The following is a 15229-nucleotide window of genomic DNA, read 5'->3' on the forward strand; positions in this document are numbered from 1 at the left end:
AAGTTGCACCCCGGCGTCAAAGGCGCCTACACAGGGACACACACAGGAACGGTGAACGACATGATCGAGATGGTGATTGAACAGCGGCGCCGCAGCCTTGGCGGAGGTCTGGACGTTGGCCGCGTCCTGCCGTTCGGCAAGCGGCGGATGGTTGGGCCCTTCGTGTTCTTTGACCACATGGGGCCGCTTGACGTTGCGGCAGGCGTGGACCGCAGCCTCGACGTGCGGCCCCATCCGCACATCGGACTATCGACGGTGACGTACCTGTTCTCCGGCGAAATCATGCACCGCGACAGCGTGGGATCGCATCAGGCGGTGCGCCCGCGCGAAGTGAACTGGATGACCGCAGGTAGCGGGATCACGCATAGCGAGCGGTTCGAGAAGGCCAGGGCCGAAGGCGACCATCTGCACGGTATCCAGGCCTGGGTCGCTCTGCCCGAAGCCGACGAGGAGATTGCGCCGTCATTCTCGCACCATGCAGGCGACGACCTGCCCCAATGGACCGAAACGGGCCTGCGTGGCCAGCTTATCGCCGGAAGCGCTTACGGCCTGACGGCCAGCGCCCGCATCCATTCGCCGTTGTTCTACGTGCATCTCGACCTTGACGCGGGCGCCTCGGCCGAAATCCCCGAAGGCTACGCCGAGCGGGCGGTCTACGTTGCCACCGGCGCGGTCGAAGTCGACGGCGCCCGTTATGAAGCCGGGCGGATGCTGGTGTTGGGCAAGGACGTGTCCCGCGTTCAGGCGGTCCAGCCTTCTACCGTGATGCTGCTCGGGGGTGAGCCGCTGGGAGAGCGGTTCCTCTACTGGAACTTCGTTTCATCCTCGCAGGACCGGCTGCGGCAGGCGGCGGAAGACTGGAAGGCGGGACGCATGAAGCTGCCCGATGCGGACGACCAGGAGTTCATTCCGCTTCCTGACGATCCATTTCTGAAACCGCCCGCGATGTCCTGAGCGGCGTGTCATCGGCGGTTGGATGGATTGCGTTTTTCGCATGCCTGTCGGGTTTCATTATGCTGCAGTGCACCTATATGGTGGGGTAGCGAAAGCCCGCAGCCGATGAATGCTCCGAATACGGGCATTCGATCAGGTCCATCTTGAGGCCCGTCCGCAGGAAAGTCGATCATGCACCAGCCCCGCCATTGCCCACAGGCCCCATGTTGAGGCCGCGCCGGCGTGGCATTGCTTCGGTCAATGCCGAAGTGCGCGACGGGATCGTTCCCGCCGCCGGCGCGCTGGCGAAGACGCACGATGCGGGGCCTGCGGAATCGAGCGGAAACTATCGGCTGGTGGCACTGATCGTGGCGTCGGCGCTGTTTATGGAGTTCGTCGATTCGACGGTCCTGGCAACGGCGCTGCCCACCATGGCCCGCGATTTCGGCGTGCGCCCGCAGGAGATGAGCGTCGCCCTGACCTCATACCTACTGGCGCTGGCGATCTTCATTCCCGCATCCGGGTCGCTGGCGGACCGTTTCGGGTCGCGCACCGTGTTCCGCCTGTCGATCCTGTTGTTCATGTTCGGCAGCTTTGCCTGCGGACAGTCGCGAACGCTGGAGATGATCGTCCTCTCGCGCTTCGTCCAGGGCATGGGCGGCGCGATGATGATTCCGGTGGGGCGGCTGGTGCTGCTGCGATCCGTTGCCAAGAAGGACATCGTCAACGCGATGTCGTGGCTGCTGGTCCCTGCGCTGATCGGGCCGATCCTGGGGCCGCCGCTGGGCGGTTTCATCGTGACGTACCTCGACTGGCGCTGGATATTCTACATCAACCTGCCGGTGGGCGTGCTGGGCTTCTATCTGGTTGGACGGTTCATCGCCAACTTGCGCGAGGACGATCCGGGGCGTTTCGACACCATCGGGTTCATCCTCAGTGGCGTTTCGCTGGGCTGCCTGCTGTTCGGGTTCGAGATGGTCAGCCGTCCGGGCGAGGGGGCCCTCGCAGGGGGGCTGGTCGGCATCGGGCTTGTTGCCGGTACGGTCTATGTGCTGCATGCGCGCAATCGCAAGGGGGCCATTCTGGACCTGCAGTTGCTTCGCGACCCGACATTCCGGCTGTCCGTCATCGCCGGTTCCATCACCCGCATCACGCAAGGCGCGCAGCCGTTCCTGCTGCCCCTGATGATGCAGGTGGGCCTTGGCATGAGCGCTGCCCAGAGCGGTACGATCACGGTCGCCACGGCGATGGGATCACTGGCGATGAAGAGCTTCGCCCCCCGCATCCTGCGGCGGGTCGGCTTCCGTCGGGCGCTGATCTGGAACGGGGTGATCGCGACGATCGGCTATGCGGTATGCGGACTGTTCGGCCCAGGCTGGCCAACATGGGCGATGTTCACGGTGCTGCTGTTCTGCGGCTTCTTCATGTCCTTTCAGTTCACCGCCTACAACACCATCGCTTACGATGGCATAGACAAGCAGCAGATGAGCAGGGCCACCGCGTTCTACTCCACCTTCCAGCAGCTGATGCTGTCGCTGGGCATCTGCGTGGCGGCGATGGCGCTGCATCTGGCCATGGTGGCGCGCGGCGATGCGGCCCCCACGCTGCGCGATTTCTCCGCGGCGTTCTGGGTGGTCACGGCCGTTTCGTTCACCGCCACGTTCTTCAACCTGCGCTTTGCTCGGGATGCCGGAGCGGAGATTAGCGGCCATACCCCAGGCAGCAAGGAATAGCGCTCGGCCAACTGATGCAGGTCGCAGACGAAGATATCCTCCTGGCCGGCTTGAAATCATGACGATAGGTTCATAACGGTGGCCTCGACATTTCCTACTGCTGGAGACAGACTTGCCCCGGAAAGCCGCCGCTCGCGATACCGCGTCCAAGCCCCGGCAGAACCGGGAACCTGCAATGGGAGATCGCTATCCGGCCCTGCTGGATGAGCAGATTCTGAGCGGGCAAGGCCGAAGTGCCCGCACCCGAGCGAAATTGCTTCGTGCTGCTTTCGAAATGCTGGCCAATGACGATGTTTCCGCCATCACGGTTGCAGGTGTCACGAAAAAGGCCGGCATCGCCGTGGGTACGTTCTACCTTCACTATCCAACCACCACAGATCTGATGCTGGAAGTATTCGGCGGATTCGCCGAGCACGACATAAAGCCGGCCCTGCCAACCAGTCGCATGGGGAGCGGGCTTTTCTCCGAAATGAAAGCTGAATTCGTCGAGATTGTGGCCGCGTTCAGGCGTCGCCGCAAATTCTTCCGCGCGATGTTCACGTTCAGACGGCAGGAAGAGCGCGCAAACGAGATGTGGCTCAGATATTCGGCACGGTGGGCGGCAGAACTATCGGCGGCGGCCATGAGCGCGAAGCCCACGCCTGATGGTTTTCCGGAATTCGCAGGGCACGCAGCCACGGCTTTCGCCGATGAGATCATGACGCGCATCTACATCGACGACCTGTTCGGCGCCGCTTTTGCAGAAGACGAGGCGAACGATGAACGTGTTGCCGAACTTCTGGCTTTCAGCCGACAGAGACTGCTTTACGGCGTAGATCCCGACCCCTCGTTGATTACCATCAACGGAATTGCTGGCTTGAGTCCCCCCGTCACGAATGGCTGACCTGGGAAGCAGTCGGCTCCGTTGGCCGCAACAACTTGTGCCTTCGGGGCACTTACGCCTCGCGGCGCCTAGGGCGTTGCCTTGCCTGAGGGGCAGAACCCTTCCGATTTCGAGGTCGTTTGGCGGGCAGCGTATCTGCCGTTCTCTCTGAGCATCAGTAACGCCCGACCGACATCCCCTTGAAATGAACCTGTCTTCATATATTGCTGCCGGGCGCGAGGAGTGGTCCGTCAATCGGTCGCAGCGCTGCAAACATTTATGGAGAAAACATGCGATACCTGATTACGGCCTTCAGCTTGCTCGTGGGCCTTTCTCCCGTTCCCGCATGCGCTGCGGACGCAGCTGTGGCGAATTCACCTGCAGCAGTAGCCGACACGATGCGCGCGATGTTCGCGGCCTTGGCTGTCGATGATCGGCCCGCTCTCGATCGCGTATTGGCTGAAAATTTCTATGCCTACGATGGCGGCCATGAAATGAATGCCGATGATCTTTTCAAATACGTCAAGTGGCGGCACGATACGGGAACTCAATATACCTGGTCGATAACCGAGCCGCGAGTCAATATATCCGGAGATCTGGCCACGATCACTTACAAGAACCGGGGGGCAATTTTCGACGCTTCGGGAAAAGTTCCGATGACTTGGCTGGAGGCAGGAATCCTGCGCTTGCGGAACGGGCAGTGGCGCATTGAATTTGTGGATTCGACGCGCATGCCATTGGCCCCCGGCACCGCAACAGCCACAATTCCCGACAGTTCGCCAAAGCCGACCTATCGCAATTGAGCGAACACCCCTGCAGTTGGGCAGCAGACACTGAAGTGTCATCAACCAACTCTAAGTGAATCAATATTCAGTTTGATTCGCGCGGCTGCAATCTTGGTTTAAGCCGAGTGTCGTGCGGGCCGGGTTCCACTCAGGGGTATTTTCAGATGACAATGACGTTCGGCCATCGCGCTTCGGCGATGGCCATGACTTTGGCGATTGCTGCCGGAGCCGGTTCGGCCCATGCGCAGGGGGACGGTAACCACGTCGACGACGGATCGACCACGGACATCGTGGTAACGGCCAACCGTCGCGAACAGCGCCTTCAGAATGCTCCGCTAAGCATTTCGGCGATCGGTGGCGCCACCATCCAGCGGCAGGGCATCGAAAGTATCGAGGATTACGGCAACCGGATACCCAACCTTGCATTCCAGGCTGGCGACAGCACGCGGACCGATCTTCAGACCAGCGTGGAAATCCGCGGTGTGAGCGGGAGCGGAACAACCGGCTTCTACATCGACGATTCGCCGCTGGTGGCCAATCTCAACCCCCGCGTCATCGAACTTGACCGTATCGAAGTACTGCGCGGGCCGCAGGGCACTTTGTACGGTGCGCGGTCGATGGGAGGCACCATCCGGTACATTACCCGCCAGCCAGACCTGGATCGCTTCGAAGGGCAGGCCCACCTTCAAGGCTCCTGGACCGCCGGCGCCGGATCACCCAATGAGAAGGTGGATGGGGTCATCAATATTCCCGTCGTGCCGGGAGTCTTTGCCCTGCGGGCATTGGCTTTCGTCGAACATGACGCGGGTTGGCTGGATCGGGCGCCCTCTGAAAACGCGCCGGCGAAGTTTCCGACCCGCCGGAATTTCAATGATGCAAGCTATGCGGGAGGGCAGATCGCAGCACTGATTTCCCTCGATGAAGGACGGCTGACGATCGCGCCGCGCTTTCTTTACCAGAAGACGACCCGCGGTGGGCGCAGCGAAGCCGACTATGAAGCGGGCAACACGGTCAACTCCCGCCTGTTCGACATCAACGAGGTCGGTGGCAGCGACTGGAAACTGGGCACGCTGACTATCGGATACCAACTGCCCTTCGGCGACATCACGGCGGCGACATCGTATTTCGATCAGCACGACGAGGATCTTGAAGACGGTTCCGAGTTCCTGAACGCAAATTACAACAGGAACGCCGATCCGGTGCCCGGCTACCTCCATGCTTACGGTCGCAGCAAGATATTCTCGCAGGAGTTGCGCTTCACTTCAGAATTCGATGGGCCGCTGAACATCACCACTGGCGCTTTCTATCAGAACAGCAAGACGCTGACAGCCTTTCCCGCACAATCGATGCTGCCGGTGACGCCGCTTCTGTTCGAGCTTGATCGCCCCACCACGGTCACTGAAGCCGCCGTGTTCGGGGAAGCCAGTCTCAAGATCACACGCGGCTTGTCGATGACGGCAGGCGTCCGTCACTTCGATAACAAGGTCGATTATTCCTCCTTGTCTAAGGGCCTGCTCGGCGACAATCGCCTCTACACCGGCGTGCAGAAGGAGGCAGGCTTCACGCCCAAGTTCGGCATCCAGTACACGATCGATGATGACCACATGCTCTACGCCAATGCGGCAAAGGGCTACCGCGTCGGCGGGGTTAACTCGTTCGCTGCAGGGCGCTGCGATGCCGGCTTCGCTGCGATCGGCACGACGGAAGACCGCGCTCGAGGTTACCGGTCGGACCAGCTCTGGAGCTACGAGCTCGGTGCGAAGACAAGCTGGTTGGATCGTCGGCTGACGCTGAACGCAGCGGCGTTTCAGATCGACTGGAAGGACTTGCAGCAGCGCCTTGGTCTGGGATCCTGCGGTTTTTCCGCGACGATCAACGTCGGCGCCGCCCGCAACCGCGGCGGCGAACTGGAAGCCAGCTGGCAAGCGGCCAAAGGTGTCGCCATCTCGCTTGGAGGTGGCTATACGGATGCCATCATCACAGATAACGGCGGCCTCAACGGCACTCGCGCGGCGCAAATAGGATCGCGCGTGCAGAACGTCCCCAAGTGGACGGTGAACGCGGGACTGGACATTGACCGCGACATTGCCGGACGGCCCGGCTTCCTTCATCTGGATTACGCCTATGTCGGTGACAGCTACAACGCCCGTAACACGCCCCGCACGCGCTCATCCTACAGCATTGTAAATGCCCGTCTCGGCGTACGCATCGATATGGTGAACCTTGCTGTGTTCGCGAGCAATCTGACGAACAAGGCGGCGGATATGGCAGATGTGCCACCCTTGATCGGTCAATATGCAGGCCGTCCCAGGATTGCCGTGAACACGCCCAGGACGATCGGCATCGAAGCTCGTATCGCATACTAGCAGCCAGGCGCGAAACCCACCGGCCTCCGAGTGGTCGGTGGTGAGGCGTTCAAAAAGGGCATGTCCTGACCGTATCCGCTTTCAGGCGAGCAAAGCGGGCGATCGCCTGCGGGGCCATTCTCGACGAAGGCGGATCAAGCGGCAGCAATGCTATCTTGCGCCAGGGCTGGGACATATGCGGGCAATCGCCGCAAAGAGCGTGCATGCGCTCATCGGTTCCGCCGCGATCCTCCGGAATATGCCAGACTAACGTGCCGATCTGCGTCGCCCCAAGTGTGCGGTCGTGGCGCTATCCGCTATCGCTCAGGTCCGGGTCGCCCTGTTTGCGGATGGTTCCATGCTGACTTGAGCCCGGTTCTGCCAACGGCGCTGGCAGGATACGAACAGAAACCGGCAACTTTGTAACACCGATGTAACAAGTCTTCCCCAACGGGCCCCTGCGACACGGAACATGAGCGGGGTCAATAATGCGTTCGATATCAGCGATTTCGCTGGCGATGGCGGCTGCCTGTCCGCTGAGTGGCGCGGCGCCGCAACCCAAGTGCGACCACACGCCCGAACAGCGCTCCGATCTCACCGTAGTCCTGCCTGAGCCGCCCGTGCCCATCGGCTGCACGGGCTGAGGAGCGCCTTTTCAATACCGTTCGTCACCGACCCGGCCGGCAAGCGGCCGACGGGCAACATCAACCCTGGGGTAATTCGCGACATGAAGACTGAACTGAAAAGCCTGCGCCGCGCAGCGCCATTCCTGATTGGCGCCGCCATCGCTGCGCTCGTCGCAGTGCCGGCTTCCGCCCAGACCGCCGTCCAGGCAACGCCCGACGCTGCAGAAGACGTCGCGGATGAGATCGTGGTTTCAGGGTACAGCGGCAGCCTGAAGAAGGCGATCGACATGAAGCGCGACACGATCGGCTTCTCGGACTCGATCATCGCCACCGACATCGCTGACTTCCCCGACCAGAACCTGTCCGAAGCGCTCCAGCGCCTGCCCGGCGTCACCATCGAGCGCGACAAGGGCCTGGGCACCCGCGTCAACGTGCGCGGCCTGCCGAGCGAGTTCACCTTCGTGTCGATCAACAAGCTGGCGACCGCGTCGGGTTCGGGCGGACGCGACGTGGAATTCGACATCTTCGCATCGGAGCTGATCCAGTCGGTCACCGTGCAGAAGTCGCCCACGGCGGCGGATGAGGAAGGTGGCATCGCCGGGTCGGTCGCGATCCGCACAGCACGCCCGTTCGACCAGCCGGGCCTGCGCCTCGTCGGTTCGGCGGAAGCGGCGTACAACTCGATTTCGCAGAAGGTCGATCCGAACTTCTCTTTCCTTGCCAGCGACACGTTCGGTGATTTCGGCGTGCTGCTTTCGGTCGCCAAGCAGCAGCGCACCAACCGCACCGATTCCAACTCTGGCATCAACTTCCGCCCGATCTCGCGCTGGACCGACAAGGGCAATGCCCAGACCACGCAGACGCTGAACGTGCTGCAGCGTGACGCCGGCATCACTCTCGGCGATTTGAAGAACAAGGACGAAGTCAACCGCGTCGTCTTCATCGACAAGGTCGGTGACCGCCTGTACCTCAACGATCAGGATCGCCTCGGCGTGTCGGGCTCGCTTCAGTACAAGCCGAGCGACCAGTTCAGCCTCAGCTTCGACGCCTTCCTGGGCTCGTACAAGACGCATGAGGACGAATACGATGCCGCCGGCTATTCGGCATCCAGCACCTCGGCGCTGGACGGTATCTACGACTACGACGACACGACGCTGTCAGACGACGGCATCGTTGTCATCCGCGATGCGGCCTACACCCGCACCCAGCATGAATTCCTGAGCAAGGAATACATCAACAAGACGGACTATCGCCAGTTCGGCGGAGAAATGAACTGGGATGCCGGCAGCTGGCACATCGACCTTGTCGGCGGCTATTCGGGCGCCAAGAAGACGCTCGACTATGCCAACCTCAAGCATGTCGCCTACGCGCCTTCGCGCACGCGCTTCACCGATAACGGCGGCGAAACGATCCCGAGCGATGCCGCCGGCACCATCGACATGTATAATGCGCCCGGTGCGTACCTGTTCGAAGCGTATGAAACCACGCGCGAGAAGATCAAGGACGACAAGTACGCCGCCCAGCTCGACGTTTCGCGAAAGTTCGAGATCGCCGGGTTCGAAGCCCTGAAGCGCGTCAGCTTCGGCGGTCGCTACACCAACAAGGCCAACGAACGCTGGTATGGCGAGGAGAAGCTGCAGGGTCCGACCCGCGGCAGCACCGCATGGCTCAATACCCGCAAGCTGTCCGATAGCCCGCTGGAAAACGTGACCGGCATCATCGGCGGCCAGTCATATCAGGTCCGCGATCTGAACTGGCAGATGATCTCGAACGACTACGCGCGCAGTTCCTTCCGTCCAGACGGCTTCGTCACGCCGTTCCAGGACAGCAACTACTACAAGGTGCGTGAAGAAACCTTCGCCGGCTACGCGATGATCGACTTCCAGTTCGACCTTGGCCCGGTGCCGCTGCTTGTGAATGCGGGTGCCCGCTACATCAACACCAAGGTGAAATCCGAAGGCTTCCACCAGGTCCAGAACGAGGACGGTACCACGGGCTACACGGCCGCGCCGATCTCCAGCACTGGCCGGTACAGCAAGCTCCTGCCGGCCATCAACCTGCGTGCCGAGATCACTGACAACCTGCTGATCCGGGCCGCCGCATCGCAGACGCTGATCCGCCCGGCGCTGACCGATCTTGCCTACAAGCGCACGGCCAGCTTCAACAACTTTCGTTTCACCGACGGCAACCCCGGCCTGAAGCCGACGTATGCCGACCAGTGGGAAGTGGGCGCGGAGCAGTACCTGGGCAACGGCGGGATCGTCTCGGCCTCGTACTTCTGGAAGAAGATCAAGGGCGTCGTCCAGAACCAGATGACCGGCATCGTCCCCGACGTGACGAAGTACAACGCCAACGGCACGATCGACGGCGTCTATGACTTTGAGGTCTATCAGCCGGTCAATGCCGAAGGCTCGTACACTGTCAGTGGCGTGGAACTGGCAGCTGTGATTCCGTTCGGGATGATCACCTCGGCGCTGGACGGCTTCGGCGTCAACGCCAACTACACCTTCCTCGACAGCTCGCTGACCGGCCAGTCCGACCTTGGCATCCCGACCTCACCGATCGGCCTTGCGGACAACGTCTACAACGTCACCGTCTACTACGACAAGGGCCCGATGGGCGCCCGCCTGTCATACAACCGCAAGGGCGAGTACGTCGAGTACATCCAGAACAACATGTATCCGGTCTACCGCGATGCCTACGGCCAGTTCGATTTTGCCGTGAGCTATCAACTGACCGACAACTTCCGTCTGGAAGTTCAGGGTATCAACATCACGAATGAGGCGACCAAAGGCTACACCATGGACCCCTCGTTCCCTACCATGAACGAAAAGTCGGGAAGCCGCTGGACCGTAGGCGTTCGCGCCCAGTTCTGACCCGGTAACCGTTCCGGCATCACCGTGAAACGGAAGGGGCGGCTCCGGATGGGGCTGCCCCTTTCTTTTGGTTCGTCGATGGTGAAGGTCGCATCGGATCCACGCGGAACCGGGCCCGAAGCCGGGCAGGCGATCGCTGGAAAGTGCATCCAGTGGGGTGAACCTCGGCCGTCCGCGCCGAAGCCAGGTGTCCCGCTTTGATAACCACGGTCCATAAGGGTGGTATGCGGGAGCGTGAAGCTTCGCTAGAGCGGAAAATCACAAAGGTGCACGAGACCACGACCCATGGCAACTCGCGACCGCTATCAAGGTCCTGCTATATGTACACGGCGCCCATTACCGACTTCCCGCTCGCGTGCGCGACCACGCCGTTTCTGAGTGACGGGGGAGAGTGCGGGAGGCTGATGGCTGGCCGGGACTGGTCTTCTACCTCGCTTGGTCCGATAGAGCTTTGGCCGCGCTGCCTCACCAGCGCGCTCTCCATACTTCTGCGATCGCGGGTGCCGATCGTCATGCTGTGGGGACACGATGGCGTCATGTTGTACAACGACGCCTATTCGGAATTTGCCGGCAGTCGCCACCCGGCCTCGTTAGGGTCTAACGTCCGGGAAAGCTGGCCTGAACTTGCCGGTTTCAATGACACGGTGATAGCCAAGGCCCTTGCGGGAAACACGCTGCACTATCGCGATCACGAACTTACCATCCTGCGCAACGGCGCGCCGGAAACGGTCTGGATGGACCTTAACTATTCGCCGGTGGTGGATGAGGCCGGCGTGCCGGCCGGGGTCATATGCTTTCTGGCCGAAACCACCGAAAAGGTCGCGGCAGAGCGGCGTGCCGCATTTCTGCTGGCACTTTCCGACGAACTTCGGCCTCTTACCACGCCTGCCGACATAATGAACCGGACTGCTGAAAGGCTCGGCGAACTCCTCGATGCAAGCCGGGTCTTCTACGCGGAGATCACCGACGCAGGCATGATGACCGTCGAGCGTGACTATTCGCGCGGCGTGGAATCGATCGTTGGCGCGCACTCGCTCGCGTCATTCGGGCCGGACCTGCTCGCCGCCTACCGCGCGGGAGAGCCCGTGGTGGTGCGCAATGTGGGCGGAGACGAGCGGTTGAGCGCACCGGCGCGCGCGGGCCTTGCCTCGCGGCAGGTCGGCGCGTTCATCGATGTCGTCCTTTTCAACGAAGCCCGGTGGGTCGGGCTTCTGGCAGTCCAGAATGCAAGCCCGCGCATCTGGAGCCCGGCTGAAGAAAAACTGGTTCAAGAGGTCGGCGAGCGCGTCAGGGTTGCGATCGAGCGGGTCCGAGCAGAGCGTGACCGCTTGTGGGATCTTTCGCAGGACATGTTGGCAAGAGCGGACTTCGCGGGGATGATGTCCGCGGTCAATCCGGCCTGGAGCAAGGTGCTGGGATGGAGTGAAACCGAACTGCTGACCCGGGGTTACGCCAACTTCATGCATCCCGACGACGTGGGCTCTTCTACAGATGCGATAGCGGGCATGACGGTGACCGGACAGCCTGCGCGCTTTGAAAACAGGGTGTCCACCCGCGATGGTGGCTGGCGCCATATCGAGTGGACGGTCGCACCCGAACCCGATGGCGAGAACTTCGTCGCAGTAGGCCGCGATCTGACTGACACCAAGGCTCGCGCGGCCGAACTGGACACCGCCAGGGAAGCGTTGCGCCAGAGCCAGAAGATGGAAGCCGTCGGTCAACTCACCGGCGGCATCGCGCATGACTTCAACAACATGCTGACTGGCATCATCGGCAGCCTCGACCTCATCCGGCGCAACATCGGCGCTGGAAGGCCCGAACGCGTCGATCGGTACATCGACGCGGCAAACGCATCCGCGCAGCGTGCAGCCGCTCTCACATCGCGCCTGCTCGCATTCGGCAGACGCCAGTCACTGGATCTGCGTGCCGTCGATATCAACGCGCTCGTTCGCAGCATGAATGAGTTGGCGGATCGAACGCTCGGGGAGCAGACGGTTCTCGAGACCTATCTGAACCCGGATCTTTGGGTCGCATCGTCGGACGTAAACCAGTTGGAAAGCGCTTTCCTCAACTTGTGCATCAATGCTCGCGATGCGATGCCTGACGGTGGCAAGCTTGTCGTGGAAACGGACAATGTCAGCCTGGACGAGCATTACGTCAGCAACCATCCGGGTCTGGCTTCAGGCGAATACGTGGTGCTCAGTGTAAGCGACACAGGGATTGGCATGTCGCCCGCTACCCTCGAAAAGGTATTCGAGCCTTTCTTCACGACGAAGCCGGTTGGCCAGGGTACCGGCCTTGGTCTGTCGATGATCTACGGGTTTACCAGGCAGTCTGGTGGGCATGTGCGCATCTACAGTGAACTGGGAGTGGGTACGACCGTCAAGCTTTTCATCCCTCGGTCTCACGAGGGCACTGAACCAGTCCATGCCTCGAAAGCCGAGATCGTCAGCGGGCAAGGTGAGACCGTGCTGGTCGTCGAAGATGACCCGTCGGTCCGCCTCATCGTCACCGAGGTGCTGGGCGAAATCGGTTATGGCGTCATCGAAGCGTTTGACGCCACGAGCGCACTGCCCATCCTGGAGTCAGGCAGAGCCATCGATCTGCTTATCACCGATGTCGGCTTGCCCGGGATGAACGGTCGCCAGCTTGCCGAAATTGCCCGCAAGAGCAGGCCGCAGCTCAAAGTGCTCTTCATTACCGGGTACGCCCGGAATGCCGCAGTGCGATCGGGTTTTCTGGACAAGGGTATGGACATGCTGACGAAGCCGTTCGCCATGGACGAGCTCGCAATGAAGATCCGGGATGTTTTCGATGGCTAAGGGACGATGTCATTCAGCCTGCAAAGTCACCGTCCCGAACTTTTTCTAGCGTAAGTCCTGCAGGGTGGTGGCCGATGGCGTCATCGCGTCAGCGGCGATCTGGACAGAGATGTGGATACGGATGGCAAAGGTGGTCGATGGGCAGCATCTCCATCGTTGACCCGGATGGGGGTAGCATGGCGGATCGGACTTTCGCGATCAGGTTCCTGAACCCCGGCGTTCAAGCCTCGGCATTCGCGTCAACTGACATGCGTCACCGGTTGTGTGCACATTGATGCATGGGCAATGAAACGTCATGGTCAGGTTACGCAACCAACGACTGTTGATTGTGGTTGATGCTCCCGAAAGTGGCCGTCCTGGCTCACTGATACGGAGGATTTTCATGAGGGCACTATACCTTGCGCCTTTGGGCGTAATGGCGCTTGCACTTGCAGGCCCGGCATTCGGGCAGGATAGCGATGCAGTCGATTGGACTGGCCCGTATGTTGGCGGCTCGATTGGCTATACGTTCCAGAAAAGCGACAACAACGAGCACCTTCGCTTCGATACCAATGCCGACGGAAACTTCAACGACACGATCAGGACGGCCACCGGCGCGAACGCGTTCTCGCCGGGCACATGCGGCGGGGCTGCGCGTGGATCGACGCCGGCCAGCGGCTGCCGGGGCGATAAGGACGCACTGAGCTGGATGGGCCACGTGGGCTACGATCGTCAGTTCGGCAGCATCGTTGCAGGTGTCGTCGCCGAGGCAGGCAAGACGTACATCGACGACGCGGTCAGCGAATATTCGACGACGCCGGCCTACTACACCATGCGTCGCCAGATCGACTGGAACGGCAACTTGCGCGCCCGGCTTGGCGTCACCACCCGCAGTGGCATCATGCCTTATGTGACCGGCGGTCTGTCCTACGCCAGAGTGAACAACAGCTTCGCCACCAGCAATGGGGCTAACAGCTTCACCGAAGTGAACCGCAAGGAGGACGCATGGGGCTGGAACGTCGGCGGCGGCGTCGAAGCGAAGGTTGCGCACAACTTCTCGATCGGGGCGCGCTATCTGTGGACGCGATATAATACCGGCGATTATCGCGTCGATGTCGGCGCCGGCACGGCTCCGGCGACCAACCCGTTCCGCATCACCCCGTCGGGCGGAGCCAGCATCGAACGTGGTGACAAGTTCGATACCCAGAGCGTCATGGTGACCAGCAGCTTGCGCTTCTGATCACGCTGATCTGAGGGCAGTTGCGAAAATCCTGCCGATGGGATTGCGGTATACTCCGGTTCACGTCTTGATTTCGGGAATGGAGGTGGTCTGCCGGAATGCCACCGGCAGCGGAGTAAACTCGGCACGCGTCAGCTAGCCCGGGGATGTGTGAGGACGGTACTTGTTTTAGTCCGGTCCTCCACATCTACCTTGCTCCCGGCATTGGTGGGAGACAACAGCGAAATTTGACTACATTGACGGACACGGCCGATTTCGTCGATGATGACGCGCTGCTACTTCGACGATAAATGCTGCATGCTGTGCCAAACCTTTCAACACTCACCGTGCCTGCGAAATGGCTTTTGGCACTAGCACTCATGGGCGCCCCTGTGCCCCTGCTGGCGGATGGCGACCCGACTTCGGGTGTGGAGCGTGCCTACGAATTCGATATTCCAGCGCAGTCGCTCGAGAGTGCTCTGAACCAGCTTTCGCGCGCGTCCTCCGTATCGATCCTCAACGACAGCGCGACAGTTGCGCGCAAACGCAGCCTTGCCATCAAGGGACGCATGACTGTGCAGGAAGCCGTGCTGCGGCTTCTAAAAGGGACCGGTCTTCGCGCCCGCTTCACGGCCGGCGGCGCAATCGCAATCACCCCCGGGGCAAAGGCGGAAATAGCCCTCGACCGTATCGAGGCGGTGGACCGTCCGACGATCCGTAGCCTGAAACAAGAGCCCGCATGGATTGCCTACGCGGAAAAAGTGCAGGCACGTATCCGCACCGGCCTGAGCGCAGACAGGGAACTTGCCCGGGGCCGCTATGACGTCCGCATCAAGGTTTGGCTCACGCGGGACGGTAAGGCCATGCGTGTCGAACTGGCCCGCTCTTCGGGAGAAAGGGAGCGCGACGCCCGCCTTCTTCGCCTTGCCGACGGCATGACGATGGACGATCCACCTCCGCCCAACCTCCGACTGCCGATGACGCTTGAATTTCGGGTACGCTGAAAGAAGGGCGTTCTTCAGCCGGAAGTCATTGTAACGTAACAAAAC

10 protein-coding genes are annotated in these 15229 nt (G+C 61.2%); all 10 read left to right on the plus strand.

Annotation, left to right across the window (positions count from 1 at the left end):
* Positions 1–60 precede the first annotated feature (60 nt).
* The 10 genes from GGR40_RS10185 (at position 61) to GGR40_RS10230 (ending at position 15184) form a co-directional block, all read left to right on the plus strand.
* Positions 61–954 (plus strand): pirin family protein, encoded by an 894-nt coding sequence (locus GGR40_RS10185; protein ID WP_429276251.1) that lies wholly within the window; start codon positions 61–63, stop codon positions 952–954.
* A 203-nt stretch (positions 955–1157) separates the two neighbouring features.
* Positions 1158–2666, plus strand: a complete 1509-nt coding sequence (locus tag GGR40_RS10190) for an MFS transporter (RefSeq protein WP_429276126.1) — start codon at positions 1158–1160, stop codon at positions 2664–2666.
* Positions 2667–2841: 175 nt separating this feature from the next.
* Complete coding sequence (locus GGR40_RS10195; protein ID WP_429276127.1) at positions 2842–3549, plus strand: TetR/AcrR family transcriptional regulator; 708 nt, start codon at positions 2842–2844, stop codon at positions 3547–3549.
* A 269-nt stretch (positions 3550–3818) separates the two neighbouring features.
* Entirely contained in the window at positions 3819–4331 is a 513-nt protein-coding gene (locus GGR40_RS10200) for a nuclear transport factor 2 family protein (protein ID WP_429276128.1), read from the plus strand.
* Between the two features lie 146 nt (positions 4332–4477).
* Positions 4478–6679, plus strand: a complete 2202-nt coding sequence (locus GGR40_RS10205; RefSeq protein ID WP_429276129.1) for a TonB-dependent receptor — start codon at positions 4478–4480, stop codon at positions 6677–6679.
* 467 nt (positions 6680–7146) lie between these two features.
* Positions 7147–7302: a hypothetical protein gene (locus GGR40_RS10210; protein ID WP_429276130.1), complete on the plus strand. Its 156-nt coding sequence runs from the start codon at positions 7147–7149 to the stop codon at positions 7300–7302.
* An 83-nt stretch (positions 7303–7385) separates the two neighbouring features.
* A complete protein-coding gene (locus GGR40_RS10215) occupies positions 7386–10160 on the plus strand; it encodes a TonB-dependent receptor (protein WP_429276131.1) in 2775 nt (924 codons plus the stop codon).
* Between the two features lie 320 nt (positions 10161–10480).
* On the plus strand, positions 10481–12982 hold the full coding sequence (locus tag GGR40_RS10220; protein WP_429276132.1) for a PAS domain S-box protein: 2502 nt from the start codon (positions 10481–10483) through the stop codon (positions 12980–12982).
* Between the two features lie 382 nt (positions 12983–13364).
* A complete protein-coding gene (locus GGR40_RS10225) occupies positions 13365–14201 on the plus strand; it encodes an outer membrane protein (RefSeq protein ID WP_429276133.1) in 837 nt (278 codons plus the stop codon).
* 371 nt (positions 14202–14572) lie between these two features.
* Positions 14573–15184, plus strand: a complete 612-nt coding sequence (locus GGR40_RS10230) for a TonB family protein (protein WP_429276134.1) — start codon at positions 14573–14575, stop codon at positions 15182–15184.
* Positions 15185–15229 lie beyond the last annotated feature (45 nt).

Origin of the sequence: Novosphingobium gossypii (genome assembly GCF_050433305.1) — a bacterium.
In the GTDB taxonomy this organism is placed as follows: Bacteria; Pseudomonadota; Alphaproteobacteria; order Sphingomonadales; family Sphingomonadaceae; genus Novosphingobium; species Novosphingobium gossypii.